Origin of the sequence: Streptococcus sp. HMSC076C08 (assembly GCF_001810825.1) — a bacterium.
Taxonomy (GTDB): Bacteria; Bacillota; Bacilli; order Lactobacillales; family Streptococcaceae; genus Streptococcus.
The window spans coordinates 93,829-111,862 of sequence record NZ_KV802721.1; the positions used below are offsets into that span (position 1 = coordinate 93,829).

Genomic DNA, 18,034 nt, shown 5'->3' on the forward strand with positions numbered 1-18,034 from the left:
TGGCTACTGTAGGCCTTCATCTTCAAGATTTGTTTTATAAGCCTGCCAAATTTTTTGTTGAGGTTTCGCAAGTGGATAATCAGAAAACTCCTGAGGAGAAACCCAGCGAATTTCTCTGTCCGAAAACTGTTTTGTTTCCGTCACTTGACCAGCGATGATTTGAATATGCCATTTCCGATGACTAAATACATGCTTGACCTGGTCAAATACTTGCTGGGACCAATTCACTTCTAAATCATAATCTTGCTCAAAGTTTTCTTGAGGACTTGGCCCAAATACTCTGCTTTCCTCTGTGACTTGTGAAAAGAGATCTAGTTGATTGTCATCACTTGAAAAATCATCAACTTCAATCAATGGGAAATGCCAAAAACCAGCTAGCAGTTTCTCGCTTTCATTTTTCTCTAGTAAAAATTGTCCTTGGTCATTGCGTACAACCAAAGCCTTGAGATAAATTGGTAGGGGCTTTTTCTTGGGTTCTTTAATCGGATAACGACCCATGGTCCCATTCTGATAGGCTGCGCTAAAATCCTTAACAGGGCTTTCTTCTGGTCGAGGGTTAACTGGTGCCTCTATGTCAGAGCCTAAATCCATCAGAGCTTGATTAAAGTCTCCTGGCCGTTTCGGGTCAATCAAGATTTCCATCATAGCTTGGAAAATCTTTCGATTGCTGGGAACTCCGATATCATGATTAACCTCAAACAAGCGTGCCAAAACCCGCATGACATTGCCATCAACCGCTGGCTCAGGCAAATTAAAAGCGATACTGGAAATAGCTCCCGCAGTGTAAGGGCCAATCCCTTTTAAACTAGAAATTCCTTCATAGGTGTTTGGAAATTGACCCCCAAAGTCAGCCATAATCTGCTGGGCTGCAGCCTGCATATTGCGTACGCGGGAATAATAGCCCAACCCCTCCCAAGCCTTCAGCAGACGCTCTTCAGGGGCATTGGCCAGACTTTCAACAGTTGGAAACCAGTCCAAGAATCGTTCGTAGTATGGAATAACTGTATCCACTCTGGTCTGCTGAAGCATGATTTCAGATACCCAGATATGATAAGGATTTTTACTTCTCCGCCAAGGCAAATCTCGCTTGTTTTCATCATACCAGTTGAGGAGTTTTTCACGAAAAGAAATAATCTTCTCCTCCGGCCACATGACGATACCGTATTCTTTCAAATCTAACATATATCTAGTATAACATAGAAGCTTCTAACTGTCCTTTTCTCAGTACTAAAAAGCCTCTTCCCATGGGAAAGAGGACTAAATCTTATTGATGAACTGCTTGAGCTGCTGTGATAAGGGTCAACTTGTACACATCATCTGCATTACATCCACGAGAAAGGTCGTTAACTGGTTTGTTCAATCCTTGCAAAACAGGTCCGACAGCCGCAAAACCACCGAGACGTTCTGCCATCTTGTACCCAATATTTCCTGCTTCGATACCTGGGAAGACAAAGACATTTGCTTGACCAGCTACATTACTTCCTGGAGCTTTAAGAGCTGCAGTTTCAGGAACAAAGGCAGCGTCAAATTGCAATTCACCATCAATCTCAAGGTCAGGGCGCAAGTCGTGAGCAATTTTTGTAGCTTCCACTACCTTATCAACACTTTCACCAAATCCTGAACCTTTAGTAGAATAGCTTAGCATAGCAATTTTAGGTTCAATACCAAACATCTTAGCTGTAATTGCTGAGTTGATGGCAATTTCAGCCAAGGCTTCTGCATCTGGATTGATGTTAATGGCACAGTCACCAAATAGGTAACGTTCCGTACCACGTACCATGAGGAAGGCACCTGAAGTACGAGTTACATTTGGACGAGTTTTGATAATTTGAAGGGCTGGGCGAACTGTTGAGGCAGTTGAGTGAATCGCACCAGATACCATACCGTCAACCAAGCCCAAGTAGACTAGCATCACACCAAAGTAGTTGACATCTTCAACCAAAACTTTGCGCGCTTCTTCTTCAGTCATTTTGCCCTTACGACGCTCTACTAAGGCAGCAACCATTTCTTCGAATTGAGGATAGTGTTGGGGATCAATCACTTCATAACCATCCATGATCCCCTCGATTTCGAGATAAATTTTAATTTTTTCAGGGTTTCCAAGCAAAACAGGAATCACTTCTGTTTCTTTTACCAAGCGTTTTGTCGCTTGAAGAATACGTGGCTCTTCCCCTTCAGGGAGAACGATACGAGCATTTTTGCCAACCAGGTTGGCTTTGAGACTTTCAAAAACTTCCATGAGTTTTCTCCTTTAAGAAAATAAATTATACTCCAAATAGATTTTAAAGAGTATTAGTTGATAACTGAGTAATAAGATTGCTGAAATCATCCGGTAAGGGGCTTTCTAGTTGCAAATCTTGCTCTAGAAAAGGATGATAAAAAGATAAATAATGGCAATGCAAGGCCTGGCGCTGAATACCGTCGTCTAGGCTGCCTCCATAGAGATCGTCTCCCAACAAAGGAAAACCGATATGAGAAAAATGCACTCGTATCTGATGAGTTCGTCCAGTATGCAGACGAATATCGACTAGGTGAATATTTCCATAAGACGCTATAACTTTATAAGATGTATGGGCGTATTTCCCACCTTTGGCAACCCGTCTCGTGATAATGGAGTCCACATCACGCGCAATCGGGGCGATAATCTCCCCTTCAGGCTCCAAGACACCAGCTCCTTTAACCAAAGCAAAGTAACGTTTTTCGATAGACTTTCGTTGCAGTTGCTTGTCTAAACGTGCATGAGCGTAGCCGTGCTTGGCAAAGAGCATCAAACCAGAAGTATCTCTATCAAGCCTAGTCACGATGTGAACTTGCTGATTTTCATAGTTTTGCTTGACATAGTAGCCCTTGATAAAATTGGCAATGGTATTGGAATGATTGACACTGGGGATGGAAGCTACTCCATAAGGCTTATTCAAAACCAGAAAATGGTCATCCTCATATAAAATATCGAGTGGTCGATCAATAGCTTCAAGGCTCTCAAACCCTTCCTCTGCAGGAATGTCAATAGTTACTCTATCTCCAATATCTAAGAGATAGGTCGCATTTTGAGCTTGGCCATTGACCCGTATAGCCCCGCCTCGAAACTTAATCTTAGCCAAAAGTCCCTTGGAAACCTCATGTTTCTTGAGGAAAGTTTTGACTTTGACGTGGTCATCTGCGATAAATTCGAACCTCATTCATCCACCTCGCCGATGAAGGCATCTTTAACACGATTCCAGAAACTAGTGTGGCTTGGAGTCGCTACGAAGTGAATCTTGTGATGGTCGATTTGATACTCAATCCGTTCGATATTACGGAAGGAATAGACGCTGTTATCGACTGATATCGTGTGGTAATCATTGCGTGTCGGCAAGAGCTCAATCTTATCTTTTTTGGGAATAATGATTGATGAACCCAAAGTGCGATAGACTCGGTTGTTAAGACTCGCTATTTCCGTCAACTGTAAGGCTTCAATGGTCGGATGCAAAACAGCTCCACCCAAGGATTTGTTGTAGGCAGTACTTCCCGTCGGCGTTGAAACAGTCACTCCATCTCCACGAAATCGCTCGAACGGAACATGGTTAATGATGATATCCGCAACCATGGTGCGGTCTGATCGACGGATGCTGGCTTCATTTAAAGCACGGAAGATTTTCACCTCTCCATTTTCAAGCGTTACCTTAACATTCAAGACCGGATAAGAAACTTTGGCACCAGTATCTAGTAAAAGATTGGTCACCAATTGATCCAGCTCAAAATCACGATAATCTGTGTAAAATCCCAAGTGTCCTGTATGTACACCTACAAATCGAACCTTGTCTAACTGGTTCTCGTACTTATGAAAAGCAGACAAAAGCATCCCATCACCACCAATCGAAATAACGATATCGGGATTTGTATCATTAATTATAAAATGCTGTTTTTTGAGTTTTTCCCTCAGTTTATGTAAAACTTTCTGACTCTGTGGCTTTCTATTTGCTATGAGGTCAACTCGTTTACCTGTATTCTTCATCTGTATCGTCACTATTTCCTACACCATCGTTTAATTTTCTGCTCAATGGATCAAAGAGAGCCTGCGCTTCCTGGATATCATCACGAATCTTACCCATTTCTTCATCCAGTTGATAGGCTATTTTCGCTGTGATTTCCAGCCTTTTCCTGATTTCTTCTGGAAAATCTCCCTGATATTTATAATTGAGCGAGTGTTCAATCGTAGCCCAGAAATTCATGGCTAAAGTCCGTATTTGAATTTCCGCCAAAATCGTCTTAGCCCCGTTGATCGTATCAACCGTGTACTCGACAACCACGTGATAAGAACGATAGCCTGAAGCCTTACGATGAGTGATATAGTCTCGTTCCTGAACGACTCTCATATCTTGGCGTTTACGTAGAATCTCAACTACCTCTTTAACGTCATCAACAAACTGAACCATGACACGTAAACCAGCAATGTCTTGCAGATCATGTTCCAGACTTGCATATGTAATTCCTCGACGAGCCATCTTTTCTTTAATACTTTCAATCGGTTTAACACGACCCGTTACAAACTCAATCGGAGAATGCTTGTTTTGCTTACGATACTGTTTGCGAATTCCCCGAAGTTTGATCTTCAATTCACCAACAGCTTGAATGTAAGGATCTAAAAATTCTTCCCATTCTATGGTCATACTTTCTCCCTTGTAATGTTTGATTGCTCTGTCGAAAATCTTTGATTTTTTCAGTACATTCGTATACAATAAATACATTGTCCATTATACCATAAATCGCTTTCAAAGATATAGAAAAGGTTGAAAAAATGAAACATTTAGAAATAGAATTGAAAACACTTCTGAAAAAAGAGGAATATGATCATCTAAAAAAACAGTTTTCCCATATCCAACCCGTTCTTCAGAAGAACTACTACATTGACACACCAGATTTCCAATTGCGTGAAAAGAAGGTTGCCATGCGCATTCGCACCTTTTCAGATTGGGCGGAATTGACCTTGAAAGTGCCTCAAACTGTAGGAAATATGGAATACAATCAGAAACTAACTCTTCCAGAAGCTGAATCATACCTAGAAAAACAAAAACTACCTCAGGGTCTCGTTCTAGAGAAGCTCTCTAAGATTGGCATCGAAAGCCATGACTGGTTTGTTCTAGGCTGTCTTTCCACTCTACGTTATGAAATGAAAACTGAAATTGGCTTAATGGCCTTAGATGAAAGTCACTACTTTGACCAGACGGACTATGAACTCGAGCTTGAAGTCACCGACCATGAAAAAGGGAAAGCTGATTTTAAGAGATTTTTAGATGAAAATCAGATTACTTATCAGAAAGCTCCTTCAAAATTAATTCGTTTTATTAAAAGCATGAAAAAAAGCTGAAATAATCTCTATTTTTTGGTAAAATAGAAAAGATAAAAATAAAAGAATCTGGCTTTGAAAAACAAAACTTTCTCAAAGAAGATTCATAAAGTTTACAGAGGACGGTCTATAATGTCAGATAGAAACAACATGAAACTTTTCACCCTAAACTCTAACCATGAAATCGCTCAAAAGATTGCGGATACAGTTGGTGTACCTCTTGGGAAATTATCCTCTCGTCAATTTTCTGACGGCGAAATCCAGGTCAACATTGAAGAAAGTGTCCGTGGTTACGATGTCTACATCATCCAGTCAACCAGCTACCCTGTTAGCAACCACTTGATGGAGTTGTTGATCATGGTTGACGCTTGTGTACGTGCAAGTGCTCATAGTATCAACGTTGTCCTCCCTTACTTTGGTTATGCGCGTCAGGATCGTATCGCTTCTTCTCGCGAACCCCTCACTGCAAAACTAGTTGCAAATATGCTTGTCAAAGCTGGTGTAAGCCGTGTTCTAACGCTTGACCTCCACGCTGTTCAGGTCCAAGGTTTCTTTGATATTCCTGTAGACAATCTTTATACTGTTCCTCTATTTGCTAAGCACTACTGTGATAAAGGACTTCTTGGTTCTGATGTTGTTGTTGTCAGTCCAAAGAACTCTGGTGTTAAACGTGCACGTAGTTTGGCTGAATACCTTGATGCTCCTATTGCTATCATTGACTACGCCCAAGACGATTCTGATCGTAACGAAGGCTATATCATTGGGGATGTTGAAGGCAAGAAGGCTATCTTGATTGACGATATCCTAAATACTGGTCGTACTTTCTCTGAAGCAGCCAAAATCGTTGAACGTGAAGGTGCAACTGAGATTTATGCAGTTTCTAGTCACGGTTTATTTGTTGAAGGTGCAGCAGACCTTCTTGACGCTACAAACATCAAAGAAATCCTTGTGACAGACTCCGTAGCAACCAAAGAAAGAACTCCAGAAAATGTATGCTACATTACTGCTAGCGAATTAATTGGTGATGCTATCGTCCGCATCCATGAAAGAAAACCAGTCAGCCCACTCTTTGCTTACAACAAAAAGAAATAAGGTGATTCTTTGATTTATTTGGACAATGCTGCTACGACTCCTATGTCAGCAGTAGCTATTTCTGAAATGACCAAGGTCATGCAAGAAACTCATGGTAATCCTTCTAGTATTCATAGTCATGGTCGGCAGGCTGGCAAACTCTTGCGAGAGGCTCGTCAGGACTTAGCCCACTTGCTAGGAACCAAACCTCAACATATCTTTTTCACGTCTGGCGGTACAGAAAGTAACAATACAGCCATTATCGGCTATTGTCTCCGTCATCAAAATCGTGGAAGACATATCATCACGACAGCTATTGAACACCATTCTGTACTTGAAACTATCGATTATCTGGTGCAACATTTTGGTTTTGAAGCAACTATCATCCAACCAGTAAATCAAGAGATAACTGCCCAGCAAATTCAAAAAGCCTTACGTGACGATACCATTCTCGTTTCCACCATGTATGCTAATAATGAAACAGGAAGTCTCTTACCTATCGCTGAGATTGGACGTATTTTAAAAGATCATCCTGCTGCATATCATGTAGATGCTGTTCAAGCTATTGGGAAAATTCCTATCCATCCAGAGGAGTTAGGAATTGATTTCCTCAGCGCTTCTGCCCACAAATTCCATGGACCAAAAGGAGTCGGATTTCTTTATGCTTCTTCCGCGGATTTTGATTCCTACCTTCACGGTGGAGACCAAGAACAAAAGAAACGGGCTGGAACAGAAAACCTCGCTGCCATTGTAGGTATGGTCTCTGCTCTCAAAGAGGATTTGAATGACCAAGTTGAGCATTACCAAAAACTAAGCGCACTTAAATCTGTTTTTCTAAAAGAGATTTCCGATTTAGACTACTATCTCAATGAAAGTCAAGACCAACTGCCTTATGTTTTTAATATCGGTTTTCCTGGTCAGAAAAATGATTTACTTTTACTTCGGTTAGATCTTGAAGGAATTTCAATTTCTACCGGTTCGGCTTGTACTGCTGGTATTGTGCAAACCAGTCATGTGCTTGAAGCATTTTATGGGTCTGATTCGCATCGTTTAACAGAATCTGTCCGTATCAGTCTTTCTCCTCTTAACACTGAGGAAGAACTGAAACAACTCGCACAAACCTTAAAAAAAATTATTGGAGATTAAACTAATGGCATTCGAAAAAACCATTAAACTACAAAACTGCCGCTACGACTATACACTTAGTCCAACTGTTAAAAAGTTCACACTGAAAGATAATACTTTCTTTGAAACAAAAGTTGGAAACTTCGAACTGACTCGTTTGCTTGAGAAAGTACCCAACAGTGGTGAAGGTTTCAAGCTAAAAATCATCATCAACAAAGACCTTACAGGTGCTAAACTCAACATTACTGACAAGTCTGGCCTTCGTTTGGTCAATATCTTTAAATCAGAAGACCACCACATTCATCAGGAAAAATTCTACTTCCTCATGGACAGTTTAGTAGAACGCGGTATCTTCACTAAAGAAGAAAGATAATTGACTATGTATCGACTTACCTATCAAGATAACTATCACGTAGAACGTACACTTGAATATAAGGATTACGAAGAGCTCATGTTATCTCTATCAGGCTGTGTGACCCTACCTGATACTCTCCTAATCAGCTCCTTAACGCTGAATGATAAGGTGATTTATCAAGGATTGGTTGGCGATCTCTACCGTTTTCTATCACAAGCTCATTTTTCAGATAAAAACTAAGAAATTTCTTAGTTTTTTCTTGTTTTTGTTGATTTTTTCACAATGTTTCTATAAAATAGAAGAATAGAAAGGTTGTGATTTTGTGAAAGATAAACAGTCTGCTATTCCAAAAGCAACAGCAAAAAGACTCTCTCTTTATTATCGAATTTTCAAGAGATTTCATGCAGAAAAAATCGAACGTGCCAACTCCAAACAAATTGCAGAGGCTATCGGTATCGATTCTGCGACCGTTCGTCGGGATTTTTCCTATTTTGGTGAACTAGGTCGTCGAGGTTTTGGTTACGATGTCAAAAAATTGATGAATTTTTTTGCTGATCTCCTAAATGATAACTCAATTACAAATGTTATGTTGGTTGGAATCGGAAATATGGGCCATGCCCTTCTCCACTACCGCTTCCATGAGCGTAACAAGATGAAAATTATCATGGCCTTTGACCTAGATGACCATCCAGAAGTTGGAAGCCAGACACCTGATGGGATTCCAATCTATGGTATCTCTCAGATTAAAGAAAAAATCAAAGAAGCAGATGTCAAAACTGCTATCCTAACAGTTCCAAGTGTTAAATCACAAGAAGTTGCCAATCTTTTGGTTGATGCTGGTATAAAAGGTATTCTCAGCTTTTCCCCTGTTCACCTTCACCTTCCAAAAGATGTGGTTGTTCAGTATGTCGATTTGACAAGCGAACTCCAAACCCTCCTCTATTTTATGCGTAAAGAGGATTAGAAAGCGAAAGCATGTATGAAAAAACCAGTTATTGGGATTACAGGAAATGAAAAAGCTCATCCAGATGATGACATCATGATGAGCTATGCAGCAAAGGGCTTTGTTGAAGGAGTCAAGGACGCTGGCGGAATTCCAATCATCCTACCGATTGGTGATCAAGAAATGGCTGCCTATTACATCAGTATCATTGATAAGCTCATCCTAACGGGTGGGCAAAATGTTGATCCAAAATACTATGGTGAACCAAAGGCTATTGATAGTGATGACTACCACCTTCAAAGAGATATTTTTGAACTAGCACTTATTAAAGAAGCGATTAAGCAAAAGAAGCCAATTTTCTCTGTTTGTCGGGGTACTCAACTTTTCAATGTCGCCATGGGGGGCACGCTTCACCAAGATATTGAGGATCATTGGCAGGACTGTTCAGCCGAATACACGACCCAACGCCTCGTAACGGAACCTGATACCATTCTCCGAGAAATCTATGGAGAAATCTCTCACATCAACTCCTTCCACCACCAGAGCATTAAAGATCTAGCCTCAAATCTTAAGGTTGTAGCACATGATCCTAAAGATGGAATCATTGAGGCTGTGACAACTACGGACGGCTTTCCTTATCTTGGTGTTCAATGGCATCCTGAATTTCTCTTTGAAAATCGTCCCAAGGATAAAACATTGTTTGACTATGTTGTTAACGAACTCTAGGACTTATAAATAGGTTATTAAAACATGAATGAAATTAAAATACCTTCTACTCATGAGATTTTGAGAGATATAGAAGCTAATGTTTTCATATCTTATAAGGAAAAGGAAGCTAATCTTTTCTTATCAAATAATGAAAAAGAAATAACAGTTTGCTTTCATCTTTCTAATCTCTATAGACTTTTAACAGCGGAAAGTTACCAATCTTTTTCTAAGAATAAAGAGAATTTCGATAAACTATCTCAAAAAGAAAAAGAAAAACAGCTGAAAGAAATGTCTAAAAAGGCAAAACGATTTTGTAAAAAGGCAGATGCCAAACTAAAAAGTAAATTTCATTCAAGTCTTTACTTTTACAGAGATATTCTCATTCATAAAAAAAGATATTATAAAATCGAAGATTTCAATGCGATTGTCAACTTTATCGTTCAAGAAAATTTACTTGTGCCCACGATAAAACCTCTTCCTGTTATCAATATGACAGAAGTAGATTCCTATGTTTTAGAAGTGATTGAGTAAGATCATGTGTAATCTTAAATCAAATCTGTCTTTTCACGGTAACTAAAGTAATCCGAGTGCGATACAATCAAATGGTCCAAGAAAACAATTCCCATCAGTTCGCAAGCTTCCTTGACTAGCTTAGTGACATGGTCGTCGTTTCGACTAGGAGATACAGCACCAGATGGATGATTGTGAACGAGAATCACAGAGGTAGCCAGATGCTTGAGGGCATAGTGAAGGATTTCCCTTGGTTCAGCAATGCTACGTGTCGCAGAGCCGATAAAAATGGTCTGCTGATGAATGATTTGATTTTGAGTATTGAGATAGAGTGCCACTAGGTGCTCTTGTTTTTTATCACCAAGTTCCTGTTGCATTTTCTTGGCTAGCTTTTGACTACTGAGAATACTTTCCATCTCAAGGGTTTCGTGCTTGTGAATGCGATGTCCCAGTTCAATCACCGCTTGTAATTCAATGGCCTTAATCCGTCCAATACCAGACAGACTCTGCAATTCCTGCAGGGTCATTTTCTTTAAATCAGTTAGACTGTTAAGATTATTCAAGACTTTTTGGGCAATTTCAAAGACATTTGCCTGACGCGTTCCCGTTCTGAGCAAAATAGCTAGTAATTCTTGATTGCTCAGCGCCTCTACTCCTTCTTTAACTAGTCTTTCTCTAGGCAAGAGTGAATCTTCTTGGAATGAAATACTGTACATAAAAATCCTCCTCACTTTATTATTCGTGAGAAGGATGAAAAATTAGATTTTTTTCTCAATTGGGGCAACGCTGGCTAGGAGTTTTTTCAGACCGACTTCTGGGAAATTGATTTTCAACTCCTGCGTATCACCGCTACCAGAGACTTCCAGAACAGTTCCCTCTCCCCACTTCTTGTGGAGAGCAATATCCCCAATAGACCAGTTGGTATCGCTTGAATCTTTTTTATTTCCAGCTGCAAACTGTCCAAATGGGAGACTACTTGACTGGATAGAGCTTGGTGCGGCATTTCGTTTCTGTTCTTGAAGCGCTTGAGCTAGGCTCATGCCTTGACCGAAAGCAATCCCACCACTGCTATACGAAGCCTTGAAACTGGTGTTAGCAGGACGACCCAAACCTTGATACTCGAGCAAGTCCGAACTAATTTCATTGATAAAACGAGTTGGACGGTTATAGTTGGTACGACCGAAAAGCAAGCGAGAGTTGGCATTGGTCAAATAGAGGATTTTCTCAGCGCGTGTGATACCTACATAGGCCAAACGGCGTTCTTCTTCCAGTTCATCAGGATCCTCAGCTGCTCGACTAAGAGGAAAGACATTTTCCTCCATCCCAATGATAAAGACAACTGGAAACTCAAGCCCTTTAGCAGCATGCAAGGTCATCAAGGTTACTTCAGATGTCTCCTGACTGCCTGAATCTGTGTCTGTAATCAAAGCCAAGTCATTCAAGAAACGACTGAGTTTATCCAAGCCAGTTTCCTCTTCTTGACTATCAGGATTGTCGTCAAAATTCTTAGTAACTGATAGGAACTCTTCGATATTTTCTACCCGAGCCTTGCTTTCTAGAGTTGCTTGGGCATTAAGAATATCGACGTAACCTGTTTTTTCAAGAACTGCTTCAACCAACTCTGTAATGCTTAATTGGTCCAGTTGCTCCCGCAAATCCAAAATCATATTAGCAAAATCCCAAATCGACTGGGCTGCTTTCCCTTTGATGCCAGACAACATGATATTTGCTGAGGCATCTAGCATAGACATCTCTTGCAAATTCGCAAAATCACGGATTTTCTCAACGGTTCCTGGTCCAATTCCACGTTTTGGTTCGTTGATAATGCGCTCAAAACTGATATTATCACTCAGATTAGCAATGAGGTTGAGATAGGCGATAATGTCACGAATTTCCTTACGGCTGTAGAACTTGGTCCCACCAACCATAGTATAAGGAATATTGGACTTGAGCAGGGCTTCCTCAATGGTACGGGATTGAGCGTTAGTACGGTAAAGCACTGCAAAGTCTTTGTGAAGAAAGTTTTGGCTACGACCAAGTTCATCAATGGTTTTGGCTACAAAAACAGCCTCATCTTGTTCGTCATTTGCACGATAGTAAATAATCTGCTCCCCATCCGCATTCTGAGTCCAGAGATTCTTAGGACGACGATTTTTATTGTTTTTGATGACGTCATTGGCGGCTTGGAGAATGGTTTTTGTTGAACGATAATTCTCCTCTAACAAAACAACCTTGGCGTTAGGATAATCTTTCTCAAAATCCAAGATATTCTGCATATCAGCCCCACGCCAACCGTAGATAGACTGGTCCGCATCACCGACCACGCAGATGTTTTTAAAGCGTGAAGCCAAGAGTTTGACCAATTGGTACTGGGCATGGTTGGTATCTTGGTATTCATCAACATGGATGTATTGGAACTTCTGCTGGTAGTAGGTCAAAACATCAGAATTCTGATCAAAGAGACGCAAAGTCAACATGATCAAATCATCAAAGTCAACGGATTCAGACTGACGAAGCTCCTTTTGATAGGCCGTATAACACTGGGCCACGATTTGCGTATACATATCACCAGCTTGAGCAGCATAAGCCACATCATCAATTAGGTCATTCTTAGCATTGGAAATGGTTCCCAAAATAGTCCGTTCATTCCATTTTTTAGGATCTAAGTTTAATTGCTTGAGAATGCGCTTCATGAGAGTTCGTTGCTCTCCTGGATCTACAATAGTGAAGTTCCGATTGTAGCCAATATGATCCGCATCGCGACGCAGGATACGAACACACATTGAGTGAAAGGTCGCAATCAGACAGTCCTGAGTAGCTGTATTAAGACCATAAGCACGCTCTTTCATCTCACGCGCAGCCTTGTTGGTAAAGGTAATGGCCAAGATATTCCAAGGATTGACCATCTTTTCATCAATCAAATAAGCAATACGGTGGGTCAAAACTCGGGTCTTCCCAGAACCAGCCCCCGCCATGATTAACAAGGGCCCTTCTGTCGTTTGCACCGCCTCAGCCTGACGGTCATTCATTCCATTCAATAAAGCGTTCATTTTCTCTTCCTTACTCTTGAAGTCAATGTTTCTATTATATCAGAAATTAGGGAAAATATCTTTAGCTAGACTGATTGCGTCTAGAAAGTAACTCTATTATCAGCTGACGACAACGCCTCATATCTAGACAAGAAAATGAGCTTGGATAGCTTTTCCAAACTCATTTGAAATCAATTGCAATTTACTAGAACAAGCCTAGGACCGTTCCATCACTTTCAACATCCATATTAAGAGCGGCTGGTCGTTTTGGAAGACCTGGCATGGTCATGACATCACCAGTTAGGGCAACGATGAAGCCTGCACCCAATTTTGGTACCAATTCACGAATTGTGATTTCAAAGTTTTCTGGTGCTCCAAGTGCATTTGGATTGTCAGAGAAACTGTACTGAGTTTTAGCCATACAGATTGGCAATTTATCCCATCCGTTTTGAACGATTTGAGCGATTTGCGTTTGAGCTTTCTTCTCAAAGTTCACTTTGCTACCACGATAGATTTCAGTGACAATCTTTTCAATCTTTTCTTGAACAGAAAGGTCATTGTCATACAGACGAGTATAGTTAGCTGGGTTTTCAGCGATTGTCTTGACAAGTGTTTCAGCAAGCGCTACGCCTCCTTCTGCGCCATCAGCCCAGACACTAGCCAACTCTACTGGAACATCGATTGAGGCACAAAGTTCTTTCAAGGCTGCGATTTCAGCTTCTGTATCAGAAATAAATTCGTTAATAGCCACAACTGCTGGAATACCGAACTTACGAATGTTCTCAACGTGGCGTTTCAAGTTAGCAAAACCTGCGCGAACAGCCTCAACATTTTCCTCTGTAAGAGCGTCCTTAGCTACGCCACCATTCATCTTAAGGGCACGAAGGGTTGCGACGATGACAACAGCATCTGGAGATGTTGGCAAGTTTGGTGTCTTAATGTCAAGGAATTTCTCAGCACCAAGGTCCGCACCAAAACCAGCTTCAGTGACTGTATAATCAGCCAAGCGAAGGGCTGTGCTTGTTGCCAAAACAGAGTTACATCCATGAGCAATATTGGCAAATGGACCACCGTGTACAAAGGCAGGTGTACCATAAATTGTCTGAACCAAGTTTGGCTTAATAGCATCTTTCAAAATCAATGCTAAAGCTCCCTCAACCTGCAAATCACCAACAGTAACTGGCGTACGATCGTAACGATAGCCAATAACGATGTTAGCCAAGCGACGTTTCAAATCTTCAATATCGGTCGCCAAGCAAAGAATGGCCATGATTTCTGAAGCAACGGTAATATCGAAACCATCCTCGCGTGGAATACCATTTAGAGGGCCACCAAGTCCAACGGTCACATGACGAAGGGCACGGTCGTTCAAGTCCACCACACGTTTCCAAAGGATTCGACGTTGGTCAATTCCCAGCTCATTTCCTTGATGCAAGTGATTGTCAATTAAAGCAGAAAGAGCATTGTTGGCAGTTGTAATGGCATGCATATCCCCGGTAAAGTGAAGGTTGATGTCCTCCATTGGCAACACTTGGGCATAACCACCACCTGCAGCACCACCCTTAATCCCCATTACTGGGCCAAGAGACGGTTCGCGGATAGCAATCATGGTTTTCTTACCAATCTTGTTCAAGGCATCCGCAAGACCAATGGTAATGGTTGACTTTCCTTCACCCGCTGGTGTTGGATTGATGGCAGTAACCAAGATCAATTTTCCAACTGGATTGCTCTCAACTGCACGAATTTTATCAAAGCTGAGCTTAGCCTTGTACTTTCCATACAATTCCAAATCATCGTAAGAAATACCCAGTTTCTCTACAACATCAACGATTGGTTTCAACTCAATACTCTGTGCGATTTCAATATCTGTTTTCATTCAAAACTCCTCTAGCCTCTAATATGATAATTCATTATAACACAAAACAAGATTTTTAACATCCATAAACTCTCTAAACGTTCGTAAATATCCTGAATTTCAAGATTTTTAGGGCTCTTTTAAAAATTTTATATGGCTTTATAGTTATAAACTATAGTGTAGCTTTGTTTTAGCAAAATTTTATCGCTTTCATTTTACTTACTGTTTATTTTTGTGTACAATAGTGCTATGAAAATTTTAGTCACATCGGGCGGTACCAGTGAAGCTATCGATAGTGTCCGCTCTATTACTAACCATTCTACAGGTCGCTTGGGGAAAATCATCACAGAAACCTTGCTTGCTGCGGGGCATGAAGTTTGTTTGATAACGACAAGACGAGCTCTGAAGCCAGAAGCTCATCCCAACCTAAGCATTCGAGAAATTGATAATACCAACGACCTTCTAGTTGTGATGCAAGAACTTGTTAAGGAATATCAGGTCTTAATCCACTCAATGGCTGTGTCCGACTATACTCCTGTTTATATGACGGGGCTTGAGGAGGTACAGGCTAGCTCTAATTTAGAAGAATTTTTAATCAAGCAGAATCATCAGACTAAGATTTCATCAACTGATGAGGTGCAGGTTTTATTCCTGAAAAAAACACCCAAAATCATCTCTCTAGTCAAGGAATGGAACCCTGCCATTCATCTGATTGGTTTCAAACTATTGGTTGATGTCTCTGAGGATTATCTCATTGAGATTGCTAGAAAAAGTCTTATCAAGAACCAAGCAGACTTAATCATCGCAAATGACCTGACTCAAATTTCAGCAAACCAGCATCAAGCAATCTTTGTTGAGAAAGAGGAACTCCAAACCGTTCAAACCAAAGAGGAAATAGCAAACCTCCTCCTTGAAAAAATTCAAGCATACGATTTTTAGAAAGGAAAGCCATGGCAAATATTCTCATCGCAGTGACAGGTTCCATTGCCTCCTATAAATCAGCTGATCTAGTCAGTTCCTTGAAGAAACAGGGCCATCAGGTCACTGTCTTAATGACTGAGGCAGCGAGAGAGTTTATCCAACCGCTGACACTACAGGTCCTCTCTCAAAATCCTGTCCACCTTGATGTCATGCAGGAACCCGCTCCTGATCAAGTCAATCATATCGAACTAGGCAAAAGGACTGACCTTTTTATTGTAGCCCCAGCTACTGCTAATACCATAGCAAAGTTAGCCCATGGATTTGCGGACAACATGGTGACAAGTACAGCACTTGCCCTGCCAGACCACGTCAAAAAGTTAGTCGCGCCAGCCATGAATACAAAGATGTATGACCATCCGGCAACCCAGGCTAATCTAAAAACATTAGAGACCTATGGTTATCAGATCATCTCTCCAAAAGAATCTCTACTAGCCTGTGGCGATCACGGCAAAGGCGCCCTAGCTGACCTGAATACTATATTAGAAAGAATAAAGGAAACCCTCGATGAACAAACGCTCTAACATTGCCCCAATTGCTATCTTTTTTGCAGTTATGCTCGTTATCCACTTTTTGAGCTCTCTCCTATTTAATCTTTTCCCATTTCCAATTAAACCAACTATCGTTCATATTCCAGTAATCATTGCTAGTATCATTTACGGCCCACGAGTTGGTGTTACACTTGGTTTCTTGATGGGACTGCTAAGCTTAACGGTAAACACGATTACCATCCTTCCAACCAGCTACCTCTTCTCACCATTCGTACCGAACGGAAACATTTACTCTGCGATTATCGCTATTGTCCCTCGCATTTTGATCGGTCTGACACCTTACTTGGTCTATAAACTGATGAAAAATAAAACTGGGCTAATCCTAGCTGGTGCCCTCGGTTCCCTTACCAACACCGTCTTTGTCCTTGGGGGAATCTTCTTCCTTTTTGGAAGTGTCTTCGATGGAAATATCCAAAAACTCCTTGCAACCGTCATTTCAACCAACTCAATTGCTGAGCTTGTCATCTCTGCAGTTCTAACAGTAGCAATTGTCCCACGTTTACAAACCTTGAAAAAATAAAACAACTCCACTTTCGTAATGAAAGTGGAGTTTTCATATTTAATGCATGAGAATAATCAAAAAAATGTGAAATCCAAAGAGCAGGAATTGATGCGAAAGCCGTATAGGTTGCTGACTTTTCTGACTATCCAAGTATAGAGTTAGTGACAGTAAAATCAAACCAAAAGCAATCACCATTCTGACCAAATAGGCAATTTCTAGTATTGCTGCCATCAAAAGAAAACCTAATAAAGGAAGGCTAAAAAGTGAAACAGCCAAGCTACTTGCTAATAGAGAGAGTAGCGAAAGGACTAATAAACTATAAACTAGGAAACGAGTCCAACCTGAGACTACTTTCCCTTCACTTTTCTGTTTTGACATCATCACGATTACCACTATTAGGTAAACAAAAAGTATCATCACATTTTCTCCTCGTTTCCTATTATTCTTTACCACATTTTAACCAAATTTTCCTGAAAAATCAATAATGCTTCTTGACTTGATTGGTGATTTATTGTACTATACTTGTGTATATACAGATAAATGGAGGTTCTTATGGATATACGGAAAAAAACGCAGTTTATGACTATGACTGCCCTACTCACTGCAATAGCGATTTTGATTCCAATCATTATGCCTTTTAAAATCGTTATCCCACCGGCTTCTTACACCTTGGGAAGTCATATCCCCATCTTTATCGCCATGTTTCTTTCGCCTTTGATGGCTGCTTTTGTGATTATTGCTTCTAGTCTCGGCTTCCTAATGGCAGGTTATCCCCCTGTTATTGTACTTCGTGCCTTCTCTCACATTGTTTTTGGTACTTTGGGGGCTTTGTACTTAAAGAAATTCCCTGAAACCTTGGATAAACCAAAGACATCTTGGATTTTTAACTTTGTTTTGGGTGTTGTTCATGCTATCGCTGAAGTAATAGCTTGTATCATCTTCTATGCTACTTCAGGGACAAATGTTGAAAATATGTTTTATGTTCTCTTTGTCCTAGTTGGTTTTGGCACAATCGTCCATAGTATGGTAGACTATACATTAGCACTAGCTGTCTATAAAGTGCTTCGAAAACGTCGCTAAA

21 protein-coding genes are annotated in these 18,034 nt (G+C 40.7%); 12 read left to right on the top strand and 9 right to left on the bottom strand.

The window, feature by feature from the left end; all coding sequences use genetic code 11:
- Positions 1 to 3 precede the first annotated feature (3 nt).
- The 5 genes from mutY to HMPREF2766_RS02020 form a co-directional block, all read right to left on the bottom strand.
- A complete protein-coding gene (gene mutY / locus HMPREF2766_RS02000) occupies positions 4 to 1,182 on the bottom strand; it encodes an A/G-specific adenine glycosylase (RefSeq protein WP_070567445.1) in 1,179 nt (392 codons plus the stop codon).
- Positions 1,183 to 1,264: 82 nt separating this feature from the next.
- Positions 1,265 to 2,239 (bottom strand): phosphate acetyltransferase, encoded by a 975-nt coding sequence (gene pta / locus HMPREF2766_RS02005; protein ID WP_049518760.1) that lies wholly within the window; start codon positions 2,237 to 2,239, stop codon positions 1,265 to 1,267.
- Between the two features lie 43 nt (positions 2,240 to 2,282).
- Positions 2,283 to 3,179 (bottom strand): RluA family pseudouridine synthase, encoded by an 897-nt coding sequence (locus HMPREF2766_RS02010; protein WP_070567446.1) that lies wholly within the window; start codon positions 3,177 to 3,179, stop codon positions 2,283 to 2,285.
- On the bottom strand, positions 3,176 to 3,994 hold the full coding sequence (locus HMPREF2766_RS02015) for an NAD kinase (protein ID WP_070567449.1): 819 nt from the start codon (positions 3,992 to 3,994) through the stop codon (positions 3,176 to 3,178). Before HMPREF2766_RS02015 ends, HMPREF2766_RS02010 begins: the two co-directional genes overlap by 4 nt.
- Entirely contained in the window at positions 3,978 to 4,649 is a 672-nt protein-coding gene (locus HMPREF2766_RS02020) for a GTP diphosphokinase (protein ID WP_000151555.1), read from the bottom strand. Before HMPREF2766_RS02020 ends, HMPREF2766_RS02015 begins: the two co-directional genes overlap by 17 nt.
- A 128-nt stretch (positions 4,650 to 4,777) precedes the next feature.
- Here HMPREF2766_RS02020 and HMPREF2766_RS02025 point away from each other — a divergent pair, with 128 nt between their 5' ends.
- The 8 genes from HMPREF2766_RS02025 (at position 4,778) to HMPREF2766_RS02060 (ending at position 10,059) form a co-directional block, all read left to right on the top strand.
- On the top strand, positions 4,778 to 5,347 hold the full coding sequence (locus tag HMPREF2766_RS02025; protein ID WP_070567451.1) for a CYTH domain-containing protein: 570 nt from the start codon (positions 4,778 to 4,780) through the stop codon (positions 5,345 to 5,347).
- 111 nt (positions 5,348 to 5,458) lie between these two features.
- Complete coding sequence (locus tag HMPREF2766_RS02030) at positions 5,459 to 6,418, top strand: ribose-phosphate diphosphokinase (protein WP_001283843.1); 960 nt, start codon at positions 5,459 to 5,461, stop codon at positions 6,416 to 6,418.
- A 9-nt stretch (positions 6,419 to 6,427) separates the two neighbouring features.
- Positions 6,428 to 7,543: a cysteine desulfurase family protein gene (locus tag HMPREF2766_RS02035; protein WP_070567453.1), complete on the top strand. Its 1,116-nt coding sequence runs from the start codon at positions 6,428 to 6,430 to the stop codon at positions 7,541 to 7,543.
- Positions 7,544 to 7,547: 4 nt separating this feature from the next.
- Positions 7,548 to 7,895 (top strand): DUF1831 domain-containing protein, encoded by a 348-nt coding sequence (locus HMPREF2766_RS02040; RefSeq protein WP_000863522.1) that lies wholly within the window; start codon positions 7,548 to 7,550, stop codon positions 7,893 to 7,895.
- A 6-nt stretch (positions 7,896 to 7,901) separates the two neighbouring features.
- Positions 7,902 to 8,117, top strand: a complete 216-nt coding sequence (locus HMPREF2766_RS02045; RefSeq protein ID WP_000286093.1) for a DUF4649 family protein — start codon at positions 7,902 to 7,904, stop codon at positions 8,115 to 8,117.
- A gap of 82 nt (positions 8,118 to 8,199) precedes the next feature.
- Positions 8,200 to 8,841 carry a redox-sensing transcriptional repressor Rex gene (locus HMPREF2766_RS02050; RefSeq protein ID WP_000653409.1) on the top strand — a complete coding sequence of 214 codons (642 nt, stop codon included), beginning with the start codon at positions 8,200 to 8,202 and terminating at the stop codon, positions 8,839 to 8,841.
- Between the two features lie 15 nt (positions 8,842 to 8,856).
- A complete protein-coding gene (locus HMPREF2766_RS02055; RefSeq protein ID WP_000743311.1) occupies positions 8,857 to 9,546 on the top strand; it encodes a gamma-glutamyl-gamma-aminobutyrate hydrolase family protein in 690 nt (229 codons plus the stop codon).
- Between the two features lie 24 nt (positions 9,547 to 9,570).
- Positions 9,571 to 10,059: a hypothetical protein gene (locus HMPREF2766_RS02060; protein WP_049518767.1), complete on the top strand. Its 489-nt coding sequence runs from the start codon at positions 9,571 to 9,573 to the stop codon at positions 10,057 to 10,059.
- Positions 10,060 to 10,073: 14 nt separating this feature from the next.
- Here the strand turns inward: HMPREF2766_RS02060 and radC are convergent, their stop codons facing one another.
- The 3 genes from radC to HMPREF2766_RS02075 form a co-directional block, all read right to left on the bottom strand.
- Positions 10,074 to 10,754 (bottom strand): RadC family protein, encoded by a 681-nt coding sequence (radC, locus tag HMPREF2766_RS02065; RefSeq protein ID WP_070567455.1) that lies wholly within the window; start codon positions 10,752 to 10,754, stop codon positions 10,074 to 10,076.
- Between the two features lie 42 nt (positions 10,755 to 10,796).
- Entirely contained in the window at positions 10,797 to 13,088 is a 2,292-nt protein-coding gene (gene pcrA, locus HMPREF2766_RS02070) for a DNA helicase PcrA (protein WP_070567457.1), read from the bottom strand.
- Positions 13,089 to 13,272: 184 nt separating this feature from the next.
- Positions 13,273 to 14,943: a formate--tetrahydrofolate ligase gene (locus HMPREF2766_RS02075; RefSeq protein ID WP_070567459.1), complete on the bottom strand. Its 1,671-nt coding sequence runs from the start codon at positions 14,941 to 14,943 to the stop codon at positions 13,273 to 13,275.
- Positions 14,944 to 15,171: 228 nt separating this feature from the next.
- On the opposite strand from HMPREF2766_RS02075, the gene coaB reads away from it, so the two are divergent.
- The 3 genes from coaB to HMPREF2766_RS02090 are packed head-to-tail and all read left to right on the top strand — an operon-like array spanning position 15,172 to position 16,971.
- Positions 15,172 to 15,861: a phosphopantothenate--cysteine ligase gene (gene coaB / locus HMPREF2766_RS02080; protein ID WP_070567460.1), complete on the top strand. Its 690-nt coding sequence runs from the start codon at positions 15,172 to 15,174 to the stop codon at positions 15,859 to 15,861.
- An 11-nt stretch (positions 15,862 to 15,872) separates the two neighbouring features.
- Positions 15,873 to 16,424: a phosphopantothenoylcysteine decarboxylase gene (gene coaC / locus HMPREF2766_RS02085; RefSeq protein WP_001274062.1), complete on the top strand. Its 552-nt coding sequence runs from the start codon at positions 15,873 to 15,875 to the stop codon at positions 16,422 to 16,424.
- Positions 16,408 to 16,971 carry an ECF transporter S component gene (locus HMPREF2766_RS02090; protein WP_070567462.1) on the top strand — a complete coding sequence of 188 codons (564 nt, stop codon included), beginning with the start codon at positions 16,408 to 16,410 and terminating at the stop codon, positions 16,969 to 16,971. The genes coaC and HMPREF2766_RS02090 overlap by 17 nt, the downstream gene beginning before the upstream one ends.
- A 39-nt stretch (positions 16,972 to 17,010) precedes the next feature.
- Here HMPREF2766_RS02090 and HMPREF2766_RS02095 read toward each other — a convergent pair whose 3' ends face one another.
- Positions 17,011 to 17,370 carry a hypothetical protein gene (locus tag HMPREF2766_RS02095; protein ID WP_070567464.1) on the bottom strand — a complete coding sequence of 120 codons (360 nt, stop codon included), beginning with the start codon at positions 17,368 to 17,370 and terminating at the stop codon, positions 17,011 to 17,013.
- Between the two features lie 135 nt (positions 17,371 to 17,505).
- On the opposite strand from HMPREF2766_RS02095, the gene HMPREF2766_RS02100 reads away from it, so the two are divergent.
- Complete coding sequence (locus tag HMPREF2766_RS02100) at positions 17,506 to 18,033, top strand: ECF transporter S component (protein ID WP_000354645.1); 528 nt, start codon at positions 17,506 to 17,508, stop codon at positions 18,031 to 18,033.
- Position 18,034 lies beyond the last annotated feature (1 nt).

Bases quoted from the DNA above. Each gene is read 5' to 3' on its own strand.
- mutY (WP_070567445.1), bottom strand. From the start codon at position 1,182: ATGTTAGATTTGAAAGAATACGGTATCGTCATGTGGCCGGAGGAGAAG.
- pcrA (WP_070567457.1), bottom strand. From the start codon at position 13,088: ATGAACGCTTTATTGAATGGAATGAATGACCGTCAGGCTGAGGCGGTG.
- HMPREF2766_RS02075 (WP_070567459.1), bottom strand. From the start codon at position 14,943: ATGAAAACAGATATTGAAATCGCACAGAGTATTGAGTTGAAACCAATC.
- radC (WP_070567455.1), bottom strand. From the start codon at position 10,754: ATGTACAGTATTTCATTCCAAGAAGATTCACTCTTGCCTAGAGAAAGA.
- coaB (WP_070567460.1), top strand. From the start codon at position 15,172: ATGAAAATTTTAGTCACATCGGGCGGTACCAGTGAAGCTATCGATAGT.
- coaC (WP_001274062.1), top strand. From the start codon at position 15,873: ATGGCAAATATTCTCATCGCAGTGACAGGTTCCATTGCCTCCTATAAA.
- HMPREF2766_RS02015 (WP_070567449.1), bottom strand. From the start codon at position 3,994: ATGAAGAATACAGGTAAACGAGTTGACCTCATAGCAAATAGAAAGCCA.
- HMPREF2766_RS02055 (WP_000743311.1), top strand. From the start codon at position 8,857: ATGAAAAAACCAGTTATTGGGATTACAGGAAATGAAAAAGCTCATCCA.
- HMPREF2766_RS02040 (WP_000863522.1), top strand. From the start codon at position 7,548: ATGGCATTCGAAAAAACCATTAAACTACAAAACTGCCGCTACGACTAT.
- HMPREF2766_RS02030 (WP_001283843.1), top strand. From the start codon at position 5,459: ATGTCAGATAGAAACAACATGAAACTTTTCACCCTAAACTCTAACCAT.
- HMPREF2766_RS02020 (WP_000151555.1), bottom strand. From the start codon at position 4,649: ATGACCATAGAATGGGAAGAATTTTTAGATCCTTACATTCAAGCTGTT.
- HMPREF2766_RS02010 (WP_070567446.1), bottom strand. From the start codon at position 3,179: ATGAGGTTCGAATTTATCGCAGATGACCACGTCAAAGTCAAAACTTTC.
- pta (WP_049518760.1), bottom strand. From the start codon at position 2,239: ATGGAAGTTTTTGAAAGTCTCAAAGCCAACCTGGTTGGCAAAAATGCT.
- HMPREF2766_RS02045 (WP_000286093.1), top strand. From the start codon at position 7,902: ATGTATCGACTTACCTATCAAGATAACTATCACGTAGAACGTACACTT.
- HMPREF2766_RS02060 (WP_049518767.1), top strand. From the start codon at position 9,571: ATGAATGAAATTAAAATACCTTCTACTCATGAGATTTTGAGAGATATA.
- HMPREF2766_RS02100 (WP_000354645.1), top strand. From the start codon at position 17,506: ATGGATATACGGAAAAAAACGCAGTTTATGACTATGACTGCCCTACTC.
- HMPREF2766_RS02095 (WP_070567464.1), bottom strand. From the start codon at position 17,370: ATGATACTTTTTGTTTACCTAATAGTGGTAATCGTGATGATGTCAAAA.
- HMPREF2766_RS02025 (WP_070567451.1), top strand. From the start codon at position 4,778: ATGAAACATTTAGAAATAGAATTGAAAACACTTCTGAAAAAAGAGGAA.
- HMPREF2766_RS02090 (WP_070567462.1), top strand. From the start codon at position 16,408: ATGAACAAACGCTCTAACATTGCCCCAATTGCTATCTTTTTTGCAGTT.